Consider the following 19,136-nt stretch of genomic DNA (forward strand, 5'->3'; position numbering starts at 1 on the left):
GCCGCCTCCCGCCGCTCGAACTGCTCGAAACCGTGCCAGCGTTCACTGGCACGATGGGAGCGTAAGACAGGGATCCGGCGAGCGGTAGGGGCTGTGGATAACTCAGTTACCGGCGGTCACACCCCACCGCCCTCGACATAGGCTGCTGCTGTGGCGACGAGCGAAGCGGACCAGGCACGCGAGTACCGGGTGACGGAACTGGCGGAGAAGGCCGGGATCACCGTACGTACCCTGCGCTTCTACCGCGAGCGCAAACTGATCCCGCCACCCCGCCGGGAAGGCCGTATCGCCTGGTACAACGACCACCACCTGGCCCGGCTGCGGACCATCACCGCCCTGCTGGAGCGCGGCCACACCCTGGGCGGGATCGCCGAGTTGATAGCCGCGTTCGAGAGCGGGCGGCGGGACGTCGGCGAACTGCTGGGGCTGGACGGCGCCCTTCCGTCCTGGTCCGAGGAGACCCCGGTCCGGCTCACCCCGCAGGCGCTCGCCGACTACTTCGACAGCGAGGCCACGGCGGAGAACCTCACCGTCTCACTCGACATCGGCTATCTCGCGGTCGACGGCGACGACATCGTGCACATCAGCCGCCGCCTGCTGGACACCTCGCGCGCCCTGGTCGACCAGGGCATCCCGCTGGCGGCCGTCCTCGCGGCCGGGCGCGAGGTCCGGGAGCATGTGGACGCCATCGCCGAGACCTTCGCCACCCTGCTGATCAGCCATGTGCTGGCGGACGCCCGGAAGCGCGGCGAGGAGATCGGCGAGACCGTGGAGCGGCTGCGGCCGCTCGCGAAAAGCGTCGTGGACGCCGAGCTGTCGATGGCTATGGACCGCCGGCTGCGGGCGGGCCTGGAGGAACGGGCGGGCGAGCACGCGGACGACGCCGGGCGCCCGCCGCCGGATCAGTGAGCGGCGCCGTAGGTGACCGTCACCGGGGCGTGGTCGCTCCACCGCTGGTCGTACGCCGGAGCCCGCTCCACGACCGCCTTCAGCGCCCGACCGGCGAGCCCAGGGGTGGCCACCTCGTAGTCGATGCGCCAGCCCGCGTCGTTGTCGAAGGCCCTGCCCCGGTACGACCACCAGGAGTACGGACCGTCGACGTCCGGGTGCAGCGCGCGCACCACGTCCACGTACCCCGCCTCCTCGAAGACGCGCGACAGCCACGCGCGCTCCTCCGGCAGGAACCCGGACTTCTTCCGGTTGGCCTTCCAGTTCTTCAGGTCGACCTCCCGGTGGGCGATGTTCCAGTCGCCGCACACCAGCGCCTCGCGCCCGTCGGCCGCCGCCCGCTCGCGCAGCTCCTTGAGGTACGGAAGGAACTCCGCCATGAAGCGTTCCTTCTCGTCCTGCCGCTCGGTGCCGACCTCCCCGGAGGGCAGATACAGGCTGCCGACCGTCACGCCCGGCAGATCGACCTCCACATAGCGGCCGCTGCCGTCGAACTCGGAGGAGCCGAAGCCGACCCGTACGCCCTCCAGCTCGCGCCGCGCGTACACCGACACCCCCGCCCGGCCCTTGGCCGCCGCCGGGGCGTGCACCACATGCCACCCGTCCGGCTCGCGCACGGCCTCGGGCAGTTCGCGCGGCTCGGCGCGCACCTCCTGGAGGCACACCACATCGGCCGCGGTACCGTCCAGCCAGGACACGAAGCCCTTCTTGGCGGCGGCACGCAGCCCGTTCACATTCACGGTCGTCACGGAGAGCACTACGGCACGATACGACATGGAAATTCCGATGCCGCCCCAGTCGCATAGAAGTACGATCCAGCGCATGAATATCCGAGCGGTTCGCTTTGATCACCCCGACGCGGTGCGGCTCAACGACGAGGTGCAGGCGGAGTACGCCGAGCGCTACGACGACGAGGGGGACATGACCCCCTTGGACGCGACCCAATTCGACCCGCCCCACGGCCTCTACCTGATCGCCTACGACGAGACCGGCCGCCCCGTGGCCACCGGCGGCTGGCGCAGCCAGGATCGGAACGACGAGGGGTACGAGGACGGGGACGCCGAGCTGAAGCGGATGTTCGTCATACAGGAGGCGCGCGGACGCGGCCTGGCCCGCCTGATCCTGGCGGCGCTGGAGGACAGCGCCCGGGCGGCGGGGCGCACCCGTATGGTGCTGGAGACCGGCCTCAAGCAGCCCGAGGCGATCGCGCTGTACACCTCATCGGGCTATGAGCTGGTGAAGAAGTTCGGGCTGTACCGCTTCGAAGAGCTGAGCCGCTGCTTCGGCAAGCCGCTGGCACTCTCTGACGACGCCGCCGTGCACCAGATGGACCAGTCGAGCCCATGTGACGCGTCTTCACCGCATGGATAAACGGATGAGCGGATAAACGGAAGGGCGGAACCCGCTCCGCCCCCGGAGCGGGTTCCGCCACACGCCGACCGGGCCTCAGCCCTTGCTGGCGAACTTCTTGCTCATCGCGCCGAACACGCCCTTCGCCTCGGCCCCCAGGTGCGGACCGGCGAGCCAGGTGTGCTCGTTCGAACTGATCGAGCTGTTCGACACCAGCACCGTCTTTCCGCCCCGGTTGACGAACCAGCCGCCGCCGGAGGTACCGCCTGTCATCGAGCAGCCGATGCGGTACATGGTCGGCGTGGTCGGCGTGAACGACAACCGGCCGGGCCTGCTGGTGCAGTTGAACATCTTCGCTCCGTCGTAGGGCGGTGCGGCCGGGTAGCCGTACGCCCCGATCGAGCTGACCTTGTTGGCCGACGGCGCCCCGAACCACACCGGCACGGCGGCCCCGACCGTCTCCTGCAGCGACTTGCCGCCGCTGTTCTCCGGCTTCACGTGCAGCACCGCGAAGTCGTACGTGGAGCCCACGTTGCCGGTCTTGCCGCCTGTGTCGATCCACTGGGACGAGGTCTGCGACCAGTCGGCCCACCACACGCCGTACGGGGTGACCTCACGCTGGGCCGCGGTCTCCGCCTTGGCGGCGGGCAGCCCGTCGTCGTTGTACGACGGCACGAACACGATGTTGCGCATCCAGCCGCCCTTCTTGCCGGAGTGCACACAGTGGCCAGCGGTCCACACCAGGTTCGACTTGCCGGGGTGCGCCGGGTCCTCGACGACCGTGCCCGAGCACACCATCGGCCCCTCGGGGCTGTCGAAGAACACCTTCCCGACCGGCGCCATGTTCTGGTGGTACGGCCGCGAGACCTGCTTGGCCGGTACGGCGGGCGGCTCCGGATCGGTCGCGGCCTGGCCCTCGCCCGCGCTCTGCGTGGAGAGCGTGTTGGGCGAGTCCTTCGCCTTGGACATCCGGGACGGCTGCCAGAAGTTCTTGATGACGGGATTGGCGAAATCTGACGCGTCGCGCGCCCACTTGTCCCAGTTCTTCCACCCGCCCTCCTTCCACTCCTTCAGGTCGTCCAGACTCGTCGGAACGCCCTCCGGCAGCTTGAGCCCGTTGTCGCCCGGCTGACCGGCCGCGGACGTCTCACTCGACTCGGAACCGGCCTTGTCCTCACTCGACCCGCAGGCCGAGGCAGTGACCAAGAGCAGTGCGGCCACGGCGGCGGCCGCCGCCGTGGAACGGCGTATGAGTGGCATGGCGCCTTATCCCCCTGTGCTGCTGTTGTTCTGCTGTGCGGAGTTCTGCAGCGGCGCTTTCGCGCCACATCCTTTCCAGGACGCCCCCACTATGCCGGTGCCTCTCGCCAGGGCCATCACCCGTCTCACGGCCCGCACACAACAAGAACGGTGTCAGCACGATTCCCTGACATCGGACGCCCCGTCAGGACGGCGCCACCAGGGCCACATCACGCCGTCTTACGCCCGCCCTCCACCAGGAGGTTCGCCGCGAACCCGAAGAACGCCACCCCACTCACCTGCTCCATCCGGCGCCGGAACGCGGGCCGCCGGATCCGGTCGCTCAGCGCGGACGCGGCACCGGAGACCACCCAGTACCAGAGCGCCAGCTCGACGATGTCGATCGCGGTGAACACCAAGGTCGCGGTGAACACCGAGGCGCCGTCCGGGGTGAACTGGGGAATCAGGCTCATATAGAAGACCCCCGCCTTGGGGTTGAGCAGATTGGTCCCCACCCCCGCGCGGAACGCCGCCCACCGCCCCCGCGACTCCGTTCCGTCCACCGCCCCCGGACCCACCGGTTCCGGCTCCCCTTCCGCCTCCGTCACCGCCCCCCGACGCGACCGCCACAGCGCCGAAGCCCCCAGCCACACCAGATACACCGCCCCCGCGACCCGCAGCGTGTCGTACGCCACACGCGAAGCCGTGAGCAGCGCCGTAAGCCCGACCGCCGTCGCGAACCCCCACACCAGACACCCGGCGAGAATCCCGACCGACGCGGCCAGCCCGGCGTTCCGCCCCTGGGACACCGACGTGCGCAGCACGAGCAGGGTGTCGAGCCCCGGAGTGACATTGATAAGCGCGGCAACACCCGCGAAGGCAAGAGCTGAAGTGAGCATGCCCGGAGATTAACCCCTCACAAGCAAAGCCCCCGCCAGTTTCCCGGCGGGGGCTTCGAGCTGCGGTGGACCTGAGGGGATTTGAACCCCTGACCCCCTCGATGCGAACGAGGTGCGCTACCAGTCTGCGCCACAGGCCCTTGCAACGAGTGAAACTCTAGCATCCCCTGCGGGGTGCTTGGAAATCCGTTCCCCGCTGGTCAATGGAGTGCGCGTCACTCGTTGGCGGCGCGGGGCCGGTCCTCGTCCGCGTACTGGTCGAAGAGGGGGGTGCGGCCGCGCTCCCGGGGGGTGCGGGACGGGGCCGTGGAGCCCTGGCCGGGGTCGGGCTCGGCGCGCGGTGCCGGGTCCTGGGCCGGGGCTCGGTCGACGGTGCTGGAGCGGGCGGAGCTCCAGGCGTCGGGGGCGGCGAGGTCGACGCTGCCGGTCGCGCGGGGGGCGACGGGCGCCGTGACGTACGTCGGCAGCGGGACCGGCACCGGATCCCAGCCCTCCCCGGCGGCCGGGCCGCGCTCGCGCTCGCGCTCCTGGTCCACCCACTCCGCGTGGTCGGTCTGTTCGACCAGGGCGCGGCGCCCGGCCGCGTGCGGGGAGGCGGACGGGACACCGGCGGGCTCGGCCTCGGCGGGGACGGGCGGCTCGGCGGGACGGTCGTCGGCGGAGGGGCCGTCGGCGGGCGGGTGGCTGCGCGGGCGGCGCTCCCGGAGGCGCTGCGCGGCCTGCTCGGCGCGGCGCTGGTCCATGGTGAAGGTGAAGCGGCGGCGCTCCTGGGCGCGCAGATAGGCGATGTACGCGCTGAGCAGTATGGCCGGAATGGCCGGGGCCCACAGGAAGGCGAGACCGCCGACCGCCGCGACGACCGCGCCGACGGTGAAGGCGACGAAGAGGATCACGGTGGTGCGGCGACGGCGCGCAAGCACCCGCGCGCGCCGCCCGCGCTCCAGCGCGCTGGCCACGGCGGAGGCCGCCGGGGCAGCCGAGGCGGCCGGGGCCGCGGCCCCGGCGTCCGCCTGCGGCGCGTCCGGGCCGCCGGGAGCGGGCGCGAGCAGAGTCACGGGCTCGGCGAAGGCCCGGACATCGACCGCGTCGGTGACGGCTTCCGGGTCGGCTGAGTAGCGTTCCGGGTCGGCGGAGCGACCCCCGGCATCGGGGGCGTCCGTCTCCTGGGCGGCACGTGCCGCCAGGTCGTCCGGGGTCCCCGGGCGCTCTCGGTCCTCCAGCCCCTTGGCGTAACGGCGCTCCATGCCCGCCCGTCCGGACAGCAGCCGGATGGCCGTGCTGAAGCGTTCCGTCGGACGGGCCTCATTGAGCTCGTCCTGCCTACGGAGCCACATCGGCACCAAATAGGCGGCCCAGGCCCCGACGATGACTGCGTAGATGAGGCCACTGCTACTCACGCTCACACGGTAGAGGGGTCCGCATGAGGCCATCTGCCAATTGGCGCGGTGTGTCGCACGATCTGGCTGATATCTCGAAAGTTTTTTGTGATTGTTGGGATGACCAGGCTGGGAATGGGCCCAATGTAATCGAACAGAGTTTTTATTTCTGCGATGCCCCTGGTCGGGTCCGGTGCCACCGGGTGAGCAGTCCCTCCGACAGCTCCTCCACGGTGAGCGCGAAGACCAGGTGGTCGCGCCACGCGCCGTCGATGTGCAGATAGCGCGGCCGCAGCCCCTCCTCGCGGAATCCCAGTTTCTCCACCACCCGGCGGCTCGGCAGGTTCTCCGGCCGGATGCACACCTCGATGCGGTGCAGTCCGACAGTGCGGAAGCAGTGGTCGGCGGCGAGCGCGACCGCGGTCGGCATGACGCCGCGCCCGGCCACCGCCTGGTCGACCCAGTAGCCGACATGGCCCGAGCACATCGAGCCCCAGGTGATCCCGGCGACCGTCAACTGCCCGGCCAGTCGCCCCTGATGCTCGATGACGAACGGCAGCATCCGCCCGGCATGCGCCTCGGCGCGCAGATGGCGCACCATCTGCCGGTAGGTGGGCCGCTGGGTGAGGGGGCCACCGGGCGCGGGCGGCGGGATGGTCGCCTCCCAGGGCCGCAGCCAATCCCGGTTGCGCTGGTTGACCTCGCGCCAGACGCGCTGGTCGCGCAGCTTTATGGGGCGCAGGACCGTGTCACCATCCGCCAGCACGACCGGCCAGGGCGCGTTCAGCTCGCGCTCCCGGCGGGACCGGCGGCATCGGCTGCATCGGCGGGTTCGGCGGGTTCGGCGGGTTCGGCGGGTTCGGCGGGTCGGGGGTGGTCGCCGCCGTGGATCTGGTCGACCGCGTGCACCAGGAGCCGCCCGAGCACCGCGAGGCCGTCGCGGACGCCTCCGGTCGAGCCGGGCAGGTTGACGATCAGGGTCGTGCCCGCGACCCCGGCCAGCCCCCGGGAGAGCGCGGCGGTGGGCACCTTGGCGAGCCCTTCGGCGCGGATGGCCTCCGCGATGCCGGGGATCTCGTAGTCCAGCACCCGGCGGGTGGCCTCGGGGGTGCGGTCCATCGGGGTGAGCCCGGTGCCGCCGGTGGACACGACGACGTCGTACGAGGCGGCCACCGCTTCCCGCAGCGTGGCCTCCACCGGGTCGCCGTCGGGCACCACGCGCGGGCCGTCGACCGCGAAGCCGAGCGCGGTCAGCCCCTCGGCGATCAGCGGACCGCCCTTGTCCGGGTAGACCCCGGCGGCGGCGCGGTTGGAGGCCGTGACGACCAGGGCGCGGTACCGCGACGCCCTGTCAGGGGCGCCAGGACCGGCAGGGGTGGTGGGGGCGCTCATTCCCGGCTCCAGTCGCCGGACTTGCCGCCCGTCTTCTCCTCCACCCGTACGTCGGTGATGACCGCGCCCTTGTCGACGGCCTTGACCATGTCGATCACCGTCAGGGCGGCGACCGAGACCGCCGTCAGGGCCTCCATCTCGACGCCCGTACGGTCGGTGGTCTTCACGGTCGCGGTGATCTCGACCGCGTCGTCGGCGACCGTGAGGTCGACCTTCACGCCCGACACGGCGAGCGGATGGCACAGCGGGATCAGGTCCGGGGTGCGTTTGGCGCCCATGATGCCCGCGATCCGGGCGGTCGCGAGGGCGTCACCCTTGGGGACGCCCTCGCCCCGGAGCAGTTCGACGACGCGCGGCGCGACGAGCACACGGCCGCTCGCGCGGGCGGTGCGCGCGGTGACGTCCTTGGCCGAGACGTCGACCATACGCGCCGCGCCTGCCGGGTCGAGATGGGTGAGGTGGTCCTGGGCGCTGCTCATCGTTCTCCCGGTCCGGGCCAGGTGGCTCTGTGCGACGACACCGTACCCGCCGTAGACCCCGGCTAGGCGAGAAGGACGACGTCCACCTCGGTCCCGGGCTCCACCTCGGCCACGTCCTCGGGGATCACGAGCAGCGCGTTGGCCCGGGCGAGAGCCTTGATCAGATGCGATCCGGCACCGCCCACCGGGGCGACCGTGCCCGGCTCGCCCGGCGTCGCCGACGGCTCGTACCAGCCCCGCAGGAACTGGCGACGGCCCTCCGGCGAGGACGCGATGCCTTCCGGGCAGACGGCCCGCACGGTGGTGCGGTGGACTAGCCCCGCGCCCAGCATGGTGCGGATCACCGGCCGCACGAACAGCTCGAAGGAGACGTACGAGCTGACCGGATTGCCGGGGAGGGCGAGTAGCGGAGTCCGGTCGGAGCCGACCCGCCCGAAGCCCTGGGGCTTGCCGGGCTGCATGCCGACGGTCCGAAACTCGACCTCGTGCATCGCCTCCTTGACCACGTCGTACGCGCCGACGCTGACTCCGCCGCTGGTGACGACGATGTCGGCGCGGCTCAGCTGGTCCTCGACGGTGGAGCGCAGCGTCCCGGCGTCGTCGGCGACCGCGCCCACCCGGTAGGCGATCGCCCCGGCCTCCTGGGCGGCGGCGGTGAGCTGGTAGCTGTTGGAGTCGTAGATGCGGCCGGGCCCGGTCTCCTCACCGGGCTGGACCAGCTCGCTGCCGGTGGACAGCACCACGACGCGGGGCCGCGGACGGACCCTGACCGTGGCCCGGCCGATGGCGGCGAGCAGCCCGATCTGTGCCGCCCCGAGGACCGTACCGGCGCTCAGCGCCAGCTCTCCCGCCCCCGCGTCGCTGCCCCGGGTGCGCACATGCTGCCCGTCCCGGACCGGCCGGAAGACCCGCACCAGGCCGCTGCCGCCGTGCGGATCCGAGCTGCGGGCGGGCATGCCGCTGACCGGACCGTCGTCCAGTCCGCCATCGGTCCACTCGACCGGGACGACGGCCTGGCCGCCGGGCGGCAGCGGGGCGCCGGTCATGATCCGGGCGGCCTCACCGGGGCCGACGGCGGGCAGCTCGCCGCTGCCCGCCGCGATGTCCCCGACGACCGTCAGCACCGCGGGATGCTCGCCCGTCGCCGCCCCGACGTCGGCCGTGCGGACGGCATAGCCGTCCATCGAGCTGTTGTCGAAGGGTGGGAGGGCGGCGGGCACGGTGACGTCCTCGACCAGGACGCAGCCCAGGGCGTCCAGCAGCTGCAGCTCGATGGGGTCCAGCGGGTGGATGTGCCCGAGGATGTCGTCGAGGTGCTCGGCCACCGACCAGACCCGGTGACGCTCCCGGCCCTCGTCCGTGCCCTGATCGGCGGCCCGTGCCGCGGTGCTGCTCAAAGTGCTACATCTCCTCGGTGACGTAACTGCGAAGCCATTCCCGGAAGTCCGGGCCCAGGTCCTCACGTTCGCACGCGAGTCTGACAATGGCACGCAGATAGTCGCCACGGTCGCCTGTGTCGTACCGCCGGCCCTTGAAGACGACGCCGTGCACCGGGCCCCCGAGGTCCGGATCCGAGGCGAGCGCCTGGAGCGCGTCGGTCAGCTGGATCTCGCCGCCGCGGCCGGGCTCGGTGCGGCGCAGCACGTCGAAGACGGCCGGGTCCAGCACATAGCGGCCGATGACCGCGTACGCGCTGGGCGCGTCGGCCCGGTCGGGCTTCTCGACCAGTCCGGTGACCTGGACGACGCCCTCGTCCAGGGTGGGCTTCACGGCGGCGCAGCCATAGAGGTGGATCTGCGCGGGGTCCACCTCCATCAGGGCGATGACGCTGCCGCCGTGCTGCTCCTGTACCTCGACCATCCGGGCCAGAAGCGGGTCGCGGGCATCAATGAGGTCGTCGCCGAGGAGGACGGCAAAGGGCTGGTCACCTACGTGCGGGGCGGCGCACAGCACGGCGTGGCCGAGGCCCCGGGGATCACCCTGCCGGACGTAGTGCATGGTCGCCAGGTCGCTGGACTCCTGGACGCGAGCGAGGCGGGTCTCGTCGCCCTTGCGCGTCAGAGCCTCTTCGAGCTCGTAGTTGCGGTCGAAGTGGTCTTCCAGGGGCCGCTTGTTGCGACCGGTGATCATAAGAACGTCGGACAGGCCGGCGGTGACGGCTTCCTCGACGACGTACTGGATCGCCGGCTTGTCGACGACCGGCAGCATCTCCTTCGGGGTGGCCTTGGTGGCCGGGAGGAAGCGGGTTCCGAGCCCCGCGGCAGGGATGACAGCCTTGCTGATCCGAGTACGCGATTGAGTCATGTCCCGAACCTTATCCGGTGCCTTTTAGGCAATTGATGAGGATACGGTGAATATGACATGAGACAGGAAGTATGTGCACTCAGTGAGCACCCCCGACGCTAATAAGCCCACGTTGCGGAGACGTCTCCTGACGGTGAGGTCCGGGTTGACCGCAGATGACATCGAGGCGGCCGGGGCCTCCCTGGCGTGTCGCGCGCTGGAGCTGCCGGAGCTGGCCCGGGCGGACACCGTGGCGGCCTATGTCTCGGTGGGGCGCGAGCCCGGTACGCGCGCGCTGCGGGACGCGCTGCGCGCGCGGGGCGTACGGGTGCTGCTCCCCGTCCTGTTGCCGGACAACGACCTCGACTGGGGCGCGGACGAGGGCCCGGACGGGCTGGTGCGCGCCGGACGGGGGCTGCTGGAGCCCGGCGGGCCGCGGCTGGGCCCGGAGGCGGTCACCCGGGCGGACGCGGTCCTGCTGCCGGGGCTCGCGGTGGACCGGCGCGGTATGCGGCTGGGGCGCGGCGGCGGTTCGTACGACCGGGTGCTGGCCCGGCTGGCGCGGGCCGGGGCCGACCCCGCGCTGGTGGTGCTGCTGTACGACGGCGAGCTGCTGGACGCGATCCCGGAGGAACCCCACGACCGGCCGGTGCACGCGGCGGTGACGCCGTCGGGGGCGCACCGCTTCACCTGAGCCCCGACCGGCGACGGCCCCGCACCACAACAGCCCCGCCCGGCAGCAGCCCCCACCCGGCAGCGGCCCAGCCCGGCAACGCGACGGCCCCGCCACGGGCGTCCGAAGGCGCTGTGGCGGGGCCGGAGGTTCGCGGGCCCCCTTCCCCGGACCGGGGGCGGGAGCGGCCCGCAGCGGGCCGTCTGCGGCCTCAGGGCGTGAGGGCCAGCTGATCGTCCGTCGACTTGTCCACCGCGGTCTTGCTGAACGCCCAGGGCAGCAGCTCGCCCTTCGCCCACTTCTCGGTCTGGTCCGTGTAGTGCGCGTTGTAGGCGTGACCGGAGGCACCGGTGAGGTTGATCCACCGCGACTTGTCGAAGTTGTCGAGGTTGACGACCATCCGCATCGACGGCACCCAGGTGACGTCGTAGCCGCCCGCCGCGTTCCAACCGGTCGCGTTGACCGCGGCCTCGCCGCCCGCGAGGTCCCACGGGCCGCGGTTGAGCATCCACTGGACGACACCCGGGCCCGCGGTGCCCAGCGTCTGGTTCTTCAGCGTCAGCCGGTGCAGCCGGCCCCAGCTCCAGGTGTTGATGTTCTTGCCCAGCTTGGCGGTCAGCTCGGAGCGCGCGTCCTTCATGGCCTCGGCGAGCAGTTCGTCACGGTTGGCCGCGCCCGGCTGGTTGCGGGTGCCCGCGGTCTTCCACCAGTCGCTGCCCGGCTCCTTGAGGAGCTTCCGTACGACCTCGTACCAGCGGTCGCCGCCGTCCGGCTGGGCCTGGTCGGCGTCGCGCGTGCCGCACTCGCGGACCAGCCGGGTGTTGCCGTCCAGGTCCTCGATCGGACCGGAGTCCCCGGCCGGGCGCACCCGCAGGCACTGCCCCTTGACCCGCAGCTCCTTGGGCATCTTCTCGCCGAAGGCGAGCATCAGGGTGTTGCGCCAGACGGCGTTGAAGTACGCGGCGGCCGACGAGTCGGCGTCCTGGGTGTAGTCCCAGCCCTCCAGGAGCTTCTGGGCCTCGCGGACGAACGGGTCCTTGATGTTGATCTTCAGCAGATAGGGCGTCAGCACCTTGGCGATCTCACTGCTGTTGTCCGTCTGCAGGGTCTGCATGTCGTCCGTGGAGATCTTCCCGCCGTCCTTGATCTTTGACTCGATCAGGTCGGTGATGCGCTGGCTCCGCGCGCCGTATCCCCAGTCGTCGGTCAGCAGGTACGGGTACTTCTTCTTGTCTATGACGGCCTGGTTGGCGGTGACGATGAAGCCGCGCTCGGGGTTGTACTCCCAGGGCAGCGCCGACTGCGGGATGGACTTCGACCAGCGGTAGCGCGAGTCCCAGCCGGGCGCCGGGTAGCGGCCGTCGCCCTTGGAGCGCACCGGGATCCGGCCCGGGGCCTGGTAGCCGATGTTGCCCTTGGTGTCGGCGTAGATGAGGTTCTGGGAGGGGACCGCGAAGTCGCGGGCCGCCGTGCGGAACTCGTCGAAGTTCCGTGCCTTGTTCAGCCCGAAGACCGCGTCCATGCTGTTGGACGGCGACAGGGCGGTCCACTTCAGGGAGACCGCGTAACCGTCGCCGCGGTCAGGGGCGACGTCATCGGCTCCGCTGCCGACCGGCGCGTTCTTGCCGACGTTCGTCAGCTCGTCGTCCCGGTCGGAGACGATCGGCCCGTTGTTGGTGCCGCGTACCGTGATCGTGCGGCTCTTGCCGCCCGCGACCTTGATGGTCTCCTCACGGCTGCGGAACGGGACCTGCTTGCCGTCATAGAGGTAGTGCGTCGCGTTGACCTTCTCCAGGTAGAGGTCGCTGACGTCGGCACCCAGGTTGGTCATCCCCCAGCTGATGTCCTGGTTGTGGCCTATGACCACGCCGGGCATCCCGGAGAAGGTGTACCCCGCCGTGTCGAACGGGCACTTGCTGCTGACCTGATTGCAGTGCAGGCCCATCTGGTACCAGACGGACGGCAGCTGGGGCGCCAGATGCGGGTCGTTGGCGAGCAGCGGCTTGCCGGTGGTCGTGTACCGGCCGGAGACGACCCACGAGTTGGAGCCGATGCCGCTGCCGCTGGGGCCGAGCAGCGCCGGGACCTTCTCCAGGGTCTTGGACATGGACGTGAGCTGGCTCTGCAGGCCCTGGGCCGCTCCGGTGGCCCCGCTCCCGTTCACCGTGCCGGTAGACCCCGCGTTGCCCGTGGTGCCCGTGGACGTCGCCTTGGGGTCGAACTCGTCGGTGGCCTCGTTGAGCGCGCCGCCCTGGACGATCGGCTTGTTCCGGCTGTACGGGTACGACGGGTACAGCTCTTCGATCTGCTTGGCGCTCAGCCGGCTCGACGCCAGCGCGCGGTCCACCTCGTCCTGCATGTTGCCGCGCAGGTCCCACGCCATGGCCTTGAGCCAGGCGACCGAGTCGACCGGGGTCCACTTCTCGGGCTTGTAGCCGTCGTTCTCGAAGCCCAGCGCCGCGTACTCGACCGACAGCGCCTTGCCCTCATGGTCCTTGAGGTAGGCGTTGACGCCGTCGGAGTAGGCCCGCAGATACTTCTTGGTTTCGGGCGACAGCTTGGTGTCGTACTCCTGCTGCGCCACCCGGCGCCAGCCCATGGTCCGCAGGAACGCGTCGGTCTCCACCTGGCTGGAACCGAACATCTCCGAGAGCCGACCGGCCGTCATATGACGGCGGACATCCATCTCCCAGAAACGGTCCTGCGCCTGGACGAAGCCCTGGGCGCGGAAGAGGTCTTCGGATGAATTGCCGTAGATCTGGGGTATGCCATTTCCGTCGCGCTTGACCTGGACGGGGTCGTCGAGACCCTTGACCTGCAGCGACCCCGTGGTCTCCGGGAAAGAGGCCCGCACGGTACTGATACTCCAGTACGTGCCGAAACCGGTACCCCCCAGGAGCAGCAGCACGACTGCGATCACGATCAGGCGGAGACGTCGGCTCTTCTTCTTAGGAGGAGAGCCGGTTGTGTTGGCGGGCATCGCTGTCCTTCGAGGGGCAGGGTGATCCTGGAGTGCTGGAGCAACCATAGGCGCAGGGCTGTCGCCGCCCCTACGCGGAGTCATGACTGACGCCGTCCACCGGCCACCCCGGCCCGCCACCGGCTCCCCGGACCGCGCCACCGGCCACCCGGACCGGGTCGCTCGGACCGGCTCAGCGGACCGCGCCACCGGACTCCGGACCGGGCCTCCCACACCTCCGCGGGCGGCCCGCGTGGAAGGCCCGCGTCAAGAACCCGTAAAATGTTAGGTAAGGCAATGAAGTTCCGGTCGGCCGGGAACCGTTCATCTCGTCCCCGAAGGTCCCGCCGCTCACGTGAGAAAGGTTCGGCCCCTGACTGTCCACCACCTCAATGAACTGCTGCTGGTCTGCTCTCTCGTCCTGCTCGTCGCGGTGGCGGCCGTAAGGATCTCCTCCCGCAGCGGGCTTCCCACCCTGCTGCTCTACCTCGGGATGGGCGTCGCCCTGGGCACGGACGGGCTCGGCGTCACCTTCGACAACGCCGAACTGACGCAGGTCATCGGCTACGCCGCGCTGGTGGTGATCCTGGCCGAGGGCGGCCTGGGCACCAAGTGGCGAGAAATCAAACCCGCGCTGCCGACCGCCGCCGCACTGTCGACCGTGGGCGTCGCGGTGAGCGTGGGGGTCACCGCTGCGGCGGCGCACTATGTGGTGGGGCTGGACTGGCGGCAGGCGCTGATCATCGGCGCGGTGGTGTCGTCCACGGACGCGGCGGCGGTCTTCTCCGTGCTGCGCAAGGTGCCGCTGCCCAAGCGGCTCACCGGTGTCCTGGAGGCCGAATCGGGCTTCAACGACGCCCCGGTGGTGATCCTTGTGGTCGCCTTCTCCAGCCAGGGCTCGATCGATCCCTGGTACCAAATGATCGGCTTGATCGCGCTGGAGCTGGCGATCGGCGCGGCGATCGGTCTCGCGATCGGCTGGCTGGGCTCGTACGGTCTGCGCCGGGTGGCCCTGCCCGCCTCAGGCCTGTACCCGATCGCGGTGATGGCCATCGCGGTCGTCGCGTACGCGGGCGGCGCGCTGGCGCACGGCTCCGGCTTCCTCGCCGTCTACCTCGCCTCGCTCGTCATGGGCAACGCGAAACTGCCACACTGGCCGGCCACCCGCGGTTTCGCCGAGGGGCTCGGCTGGCTCGCCCAGATCGGGATGTTCGTCCTGCTCGGACTGCTGGTGACGCCGCACGAGCTGGCCGACGACATCTTGCCGGGCGTCGTCGTCGGACTGGTGCTGACCGTGGTCGCCCGGCCCGTGTCGGTGCTGGTGAGCACGGCGCCGTTCCGCGTCGCCTGGCGGGAGAAGGCCCTGCTGTCGTGGGCCGGACTGCGCGGCGCGGTGCCCATTGTGCTCGCGACCATCCCCATGGTCGGCGAGGTGCCCGACAGCCGTCGGATCTTCAACATCGTCTTCGTCCTGGTGATCATCTACACCCTGATCCAGGGGCCGACACTGCCCTGGCTCGCCACCCGGCTGCGGCTGGAGGAGGCGGAGGGCACCGCTGACCTCGGCATCGAATCGGCACCGCTGGAGCGGCTGCGCGGCCATCTGCTGTCGGTGTCGATCCCCAGGGACTCCCGGATGCACGGCGTGGAGGTCGCCGAGCTGCGGCTGCCCCCCGGGGCCGCGGTGACCCTCGTCGTCCGGGACGGCACCAGCTTCGTACCGCTGCCATCGACCGTGCTGCGGCGCGGCGACGAACTCCTGGTGGTGGCCACCGATCCGGTGCGGGACGCGGCCGAGCAGCGGCTGCGGGCGGTCGGCCGGGGCGGCAAGCTGGCGGGCTGGCTGGGCACCGGTGGCGGCTGATGGCGTGGCGTAGGTCACCGTCTGCCGTACCGCAGTGGACTGGCGGGCCGGAATACTGCACTATGGAGCGTCGTTAGCACTCAACGAGTGAGAGTGCCAGGAGGAAGTACGTGCCGACCTACCAGTACCAGTGCACCGAGTGCGGCGAGGGCCTCGAGGCGGTGCAAAAGTTCACCGACGACGCGCTCACCGAATGCCCCGAGTGCCAGGGACGCCTGAAGAAGGTGTTCTCCGCGGTCGGCATCGTCTTCAAGGGCTCCGGCTTCTACCGGAACGACAGCCGTTCCTCGTCCAGCGGCTCGAGCGGCAGCTCGGCGAAGCCCGCGGCGAAGAGTGACAGCGGTTCGTCGTCGGACAAGGGCTCGTCGTCCTCGCCCTCCTCCTCGGACAGCTCCTCGGGGTCGTCGTCTTCGTCCTCCTCGTCTTCCTCGTCGACGTCTTCTTCTTCGTCGACCACGTCATCGTCGAGCAGCACCAGCTCGGCCGCCTGACACTCACGTCACCGCGCCCCCGCCGCTCCCTCCCGGGAAGCCGCGGGGGCGCGGTGCGTGCGGGCACCGTGGGCGGCTGCTGACTAGGGTGATCGCATGGCTGAGACGAGCAGCACACAAGCGGACATAGGGGTCATCGGAGGGTCGGGGTTCTACGCCTTCCTCGACGATGTGACCGAGGTCACCGTAGAGACTCCCTATGGGGCTCCGAGCGATTCGCTCTTCCTTGGCGACATCGCGGGACGGCGGGTCGCCTTCCTGCCCCGGCACGGCCGCAAGCACCATCTGCCGCCGCACCGGATCAACTACCGCGCCAACCTGTGGGCCCTGCGCGCGCTCGGGGCGCGGCAGGTGTTCGGACCGTGCGCGGTGGGCGGACTGCGGCCGGAATACGGGCCGGGGACGCTGCTGGTGCCGGACCAGCTGGTGGACCGCACCAAGGGACGTACGCAGACCTACTTCGACGGTGAGCCGCTGCCGGACGGGCGGGTGCCGAACGTGGTGCACACGACCTTCGCCGACCCGTACTGCCCGGTGGGGAGGCAGGCCGCGGTGACGGCGGCGCGCGGACGCGGCTGGGAGCCGGTGGACGGCGGGACGATGTGCGTGGTCGAAGGGCCGCGTTTCTCCACTCGCGCGGAATCGCGCTGGCATGCCGCGCAGGGCTGGTCGGTGGTCGGGATGACCGGGCACCCGGAAGCGGTGCTCGCCCGTGAACTGGAGCTGTGCTACACGTCGTTGACGCTGGTCACCGATCTGGACGCGGGGGTGGAGACGGGTGAGGGCGTCTCGCACGCCGAGGTGATGAAGGTGTTCGGCGAGAACGTCGGGCGGCTGCGCGAGGTGCTCTTCGACGCGGTGAGCGGCCTTCCGGACAACGCCGAGCGGGACTGCCTGTGCACGCACGGGCACGACGGCTGGGACCTGGGGATCGAGCTGCCGTAGCGGCTGGACTGGCGGGGCCGCGCTGGTGTGGGTGGCCGAGTTGTCCACAAGGCGGCGGCCGTCCACAGGCCCCAGCGGGATCGGGCGGGGCCGGGCATGGTGAAGGGGCCCAGAAGCTCCCGGCTCCTCACGGCAGGCGGTGTTGTGCCATGTCCCATCCGTTCTCCGCGTCCCCGTCCCCCGCGTCCCCGTTTCCCGCGCCCCTCTCCCCCGGCTCTTCTCCGCTGACCCGTGCCACTCCCCCGGCCCGGGCGGTGCCGCGCTTCGGTCCGGTGCGGGTGGCGCGCGACGGCAGATACCGGCTGCGGCGGTCCGCGCGGCGACGGCGGCGCTCGATGGCGGCCGGGCTGGCGCTGACGGCCGCCGCGCTCGCGGCCGCGGCACCGTCCGGTCAGGGATCCGCGCGCCCGGAGTCCGCGCCCGCCGCCCCGGCCGGGGGCCGCTACGAGCCGCCGCGCCCCGCCATGGTGTCCGCGCCGGTCCGGATCGCCGACGCGGCGGCGGTGCGGCTGCTGCGCCCCGGCGACCGGGTGGACGTGCTGGCCACGCCCGCGCCCGACGCCGTCCGGCGCAACGGATCCGGTGCCCCGGCGCGGGTGGTCACGCGCGGTGTCCGGGTGGCCGCCGTTCCCGGCCCCCGGGACAGCGGCCCGCCGGATGACGGGGCGCTGGTGGTGCTCAGGGTTCCGCGCGCGGCCGCCGCCTCGCTCGCCGGGGCCGGAGCCACCTCACGGCTGGCGGTGACCCTGTGCCGCTCCTGACATGCGTGCCTCGCCTCCAAGCCCAGCTCGGCGCCGGTGTAGGTTGCGGAACCGTCCGCTCCAGCACCGTGGCGGCGAGAGAAAGGCAGAGGGTTGAGCACAGAGAAGGTGCCCGAGGAGAAGCAGAGCGTCCTGGAGGGCTTCAAAGCCTTCCTGATACGCGGCAATGTGATCGACCTGGCGGTCGCGGTCGTGATCGGAGCCGCCTTCACCTCCGTCGTGAACTCCGTAGTGAAGGGCTTCATCAATCCCATCGTGGGTGCCTTCGGCACGAAGGACCTGGAGAAGTACCGCTCGTGCCTCAAGGCACCCTGCGAGACGAACGCGGCGGGCGAGGTGGTGCACGGCATCCCGATCCTGTGGGGCAGCGTGCTGTCCGCCATCCTGACCTTCCTCATCACCGCGGCGGTGGTGTACTTCCTGATGGTGCTGCCGATGTCGCGCTATCTGGCGCGCAAGGCGGCCAGGGAGCAGCAGGCCGAGGAGGAGCTGGCCGAGACGGAGGCCGAGGAGATCAGCCTGCTCCGCGAGATCCGGGACGAGCTGGTGGCCCGGCGCGAAGGCGGCCCCAGCACCTAGCCGAGCGCCTGCTCGGCATCGCGCGCCGTCTGGGCTCCCTGCGCCGTCAGGGCCCCCGGCGTGGGGCCTTGTGCCCTCAGAGGTGGTGGGGCGGCTTCTCGTCGAGGAACCGGGCCAGATCCGCGGCGCTGTCGGCGCCGTGGCCGCCGGAAGCCCGCTCGCCCCACCCGCGGTCCGTATCGTCCGAGGACGGCTGCGCCAGCGGATCGTCGAAGATCAGCGCGGCGGCCGGATCGCGCGGTTCAGGGGCGGGGGCGGTGCTCATGGCTCAAGCGTACGACCGCGGCAGCGGTTCGGTGTACCGGCCGAGCTCGTCGTGCCACCACAGGTCCCGGCCGGGCTTCCAGGACACGGGGCGGGAGAGGCGGTGCACGACCAGCACGTTCCGGACGCCGGGGCAGCCGGTGAGCGCCCGGTCGACGACCTGCTTGAGCGGGTACTGCTCACCGCAGCGCTGTTCCCCGTCCGCGGTGATGACGATCTTGGCGTCCATCTCTCTGATCCGGTCGCGCAGTTCATGCGGGCGCAGTCCCACCGGCAGGCTGCCGCGTACGACATCGAGGCGGCCGCAGGCGAGCGTGGCGATCACGGATTCGGGCACCAGCGGCAGGTGCACCGCCACCCGGTCACCGGCCCGGACCCCCAGCCGGGTGAGAGCGGCGGCGGCCCTGGCGGCCTGGTCGAGCAGTTCGGCGTGGGTCAGCTCCTCGGTGCAGTCGGGCTCGCTGATCCACCGGAGGGCCACTGGGGCGGTCTGCCGGGTGGCGGCGGCCAGCGTCGGGAGCTCCTCCGTACGGGAGGTTCGGAGCGCGGCGGTCTTCATTGAGGCGGGGACGAACGGCATAACGCACAGCCTGCTGTCACGGCATCAACGTCTGATGAACGCCCGCTATATGGG

At 71.1% G+C, this 19,136-nt stretch carries 20 protein-coding genes and 1 tRNA gene; 8 read left to right on the plus strand and 13 right to left on the minus strand.

Annotation, left to right across the window (positions count from 1 at the left end):
- Positions 1–150: 150 nt before the first annotated feature.
- Complete coding sequence (locus ACWC5C_RS11700; protein ID WP_450875269.1) at positions 151–909, plus strand: MerR family transcriptional regulator; 759 nt, start codon at positions 151–153, stop codon at positions 907–909.
- Here the strand turns inward: ACWC5C_RS11700 and ACWC5C_RS11705 are convergent.
- Positions 903–1,706: an exodeoxyribonuclease III gene (locus tag ACWC5C_RS11705; RefSeq protein ID WP_450875270.1), complete on the minus strand. Its 804-nt coding sequence runs from the start codon at positions 1,704–1,706 to the stop codon at positions 903–905. The genes ACWC5C_RS11700 and ACWC5C_RS11705 overlap by 7 nt on opposite strands.
- A gap of 64 nt (positions 1,707–1,770) precedes the next feature.
- Between ACWC5C_RS11705 and ACWC5C_RS11710 the strand changes: the two genes are divergently transcribed.
- Complete coding sequence (locus tag ACWC5C_RS11710; RefSeq protein WP_450875271.1) at positions 1,771–2,319, plus strand: GNAT family N-acetyltransferase; 549 nt, start codon at positions 1,771–1,773, stop codon at positions 2,317–2,319.
- Positions 2,320–2,394: 75 nt separating this feature from the next.
- On the opposite strand, the gene ACWC5C_RS11715 is transcribed toward ACWC5C_RS11710, so the two are convergent.
- The 9 genes from ACWC5C_RS11715 to galU form a co-directional block, all read right to left on the minus strand.
- Entirely contained in the window at positions 2,395–3,558 is a 1,164-nt protein-coding gene (locus ACWC5C_RS11715) for a trypsin-like serine peptidase (protein ID WP_450875272.1), read from the minus strand.
- Positions 3,559–3,767: 209 nt separating this feature from the next.
- Positions 3,768–4,436, minus strand: coding sequence for a LysE family translocator (locus ACWC5C_RS11720; RefSeq protein ID WP_450875273.1), 669 nt, complete (start codon positions 4,434–4,436; stop codon positions 3,768–3,770).
- 66 nt (positions 4,437–4,502) lie between these two features.
- Positions 4,503–4,576: transfer RNA gene (locus tag ACWC5C_RS11725), tRNA-Ala, on the minus strand.
- Positions 4,577–4,651: 75 nt separating this feature from the next.
- A complete protein-coding gene (gene sepX, locus ACWC5C_RS11730; protein ID WP_450875274.1) occupies positions 4,652–5,833 on the minus strand; it encodes a divisome protein SepX/GlpR in 1,182 nt (393 codons plus the stop codon).
- Between the two features lie 142 nt (positions 5,834–5,975).
- Entirely contained in the window at positions 5,976–6,599 is a 624-nt protein-coding gene (locus ACWC5C_RS11735; protein WP_450875551.1) for a GNAT family N-acetyltransferase, read from the minus strand.
- The gene (locus tag ACWC5C_RS11740; RefSeq protein WP_450875275.1) at positions 6,596–7,204 is read right to left on the minus strand and encodes a MogA/MoaB family molybdenum cofactor biosynthesis protein; all 609 of its coding nucleotides are present in this window, start codon (positions 7,202–7,204) and stop codon (positions 6,596–6,598) included. The genes ACWC5C_RS11735 and ACWC5C_RS11740 overlap by 4 nt, the downstream gene beginning before the upstream one ends.
- Positions 7,201–7,683, minus strand: a complete 483-nt coding sequence (gene moaC / locus ACWC5C_RS11745) for a cyclic pyranopterin monophosphate synthase MoaC (RefSeq protein ID WP_385444405.1) — start codon at positions 7,681–7,683, stop codon at positions 7,201–7,203. The genes ACWC5C_RS11740 and moaC overlap by 4 nt, the downstream gene beginning before the upstream one ends.
- Before the next feature lie 62 nt (positions 7,684–7,745).
- On the minus strand, positions 7,746–9,080 hold the full coding sequence (gene glp / locus ACWC5C_RS11750; protein WP_450875276.1) for a molybdotransferase-like divisome protein Glp: 1,335 nt from the start codon (positions 9,078–9,080) through the stop codon (positions 7,746–7,748).
- Positions 9,081–9,084: 4 nt separating this feature from the next.
- On the minus strand, positions 9,085–9,987 hold the full coding sequence (galU, locus tag ACWC5C_RS11755) for a UTP--glucose-1-phosphate uridylyltransferase GalU (protein ID WP_450875277.1): 903 nt from the start codon (positions 9,985–9,987) through the stop codon (positions 9,085–9,087).
- Between the two features lie 73 nt (positions 9,988–10,060).
- Between galU and ACWC5C_RS11760 the strand changes: the two genes are divergently transcribed.
- Entirely contained in the window at positions 10,061–10,660 is a 600-nt protein-coding gene (locus tag ACWC5C_RS11760; protein ID WP_450875278.1) for a 5-formyltetrahydrofolate cyclo-ligase, read from the plus strand.
- Positions 10,661–10,850: 190 nt separating this feature from the next.
- Here ACWC5C_RS11760 and ACWC5C_RS11765 read toward each other — a convergent pair whose 3' ends face one another.
- Positions 10,851–13,619: a penicillin acylase family protein gene (locus ACWC5C_RS11765; RefSeq protein WP_450875279.1), complete on the minus strand. Its 2,769-nt coding sequence runs from the start codon at positions 13,617–13,619 to the stop codon at positions 10,851–10,853.
- A gap of 334 nt (positions 13,620–13,953) precedes the next feature.
- Between ACWC5C_RS11765 and ACWC5C_RS11770 the strand changes: the two genes are divergently transcribed.
- The 5 genes from ACWC5C_RS11770 (at position 13,954) to mscL (ending at position 18,238) form a co-directional block, all read left to right on the plus strand.
- Positions 13,954–15,462 carry a potassium/proton antiporter gene (locus ACWC5C_RS11770; RefSeq protein ID WP_450875280.1) on the plus strand — a complete coding sequence of 503 codons (1,509 nt, stop codon included), beginning with the start codon at positions 13,954–13,956 and terminating at the stop codon, positions 15,460–15,462.
- Between the two features lie 110 nt (positions 15,463–15,572).
- Positions 15,573–15,953: an FmdB family zinc ribbon protein gene (locus tag ACWC5C_RS11775; RefSeq protein WP_450875281.1), complete on the plus strand. Its 381-nt coding sequence runs from the start codon at positions 15,573–15,575 to the stop codon at positions 15,951–15,953.
- A gap of 96 nt (positions 15,954–16,049) precedes the next feature.
- A complete protein-coding gene (locus tag ACWC5C_RS11780; protein WP_450875282.1) occupies positions 16,050–16,898 on the plus strand; it encodes an S-methyl-5'-thioadenosine phosphorylase in 849 nt (282 codons plus the stop codon).
- Between the two features lie 149 nt (positions 16,899–17,047).
- Positions 17,048–17,659, plus strand: a complete 612-nt coding sequence (locus tag ACWC5C_RS11785) for an RcpC/CpaB family pilus assembly protein (protein ID WP_450875283.1) — start codon at positions 17,048–17,050, stop codon at positions 17,657–17,659.
- Between the two features lie 93 nt (positions 17,660–17,752).
- Positions 17,753–18,238: a large conductance mechanosensitive channel protein MscL gene (gene mscL / locus ACWC5C_RS11790; RefSeq protein WP_450875284.1), complete on the plus strand. Its 486-nt coding sequence runs from the start codon at positions 17,753–17,755 to the stop codon at positions 18,236–18,238.
- Between the two features lie 76 nt (positions 18,239–18,314).
- Here mscL and ACWC5C_RS11795 read toward each other — a convergent pair whose 3' ends face one another.
- Both ACWC5C_RS11795 and ACWC5C_RS11800 read right to left on the minus strand, forming a co-directional pair.
- A complete protein-coding gene (locus ACWC5C_RS11795) occupies positions 18,315–18,503 on the minus strand; it encodes a hypothetical protein (protein WP_385444387.1) in 189 nt (62 codons plus the stop codon).
- Between the two features lie 3 nt (positions 18,504–18,506).
- Positions 18,507–19,082, minus strand: coding sequence for an AMP-binding protein (locus tag ACWC5C_RS11800; RefSeq protein WP_450875285.1), 576 nt, complete (start codon positions 19,080–19,082; stop codon positions 18,507–18,509).
- Positions 19,083–19,136 lie beyond the last annotated feature (54 nt).

Source organism: Streptomyces sp. NPDC001700 (assembly GCF_053596435.1).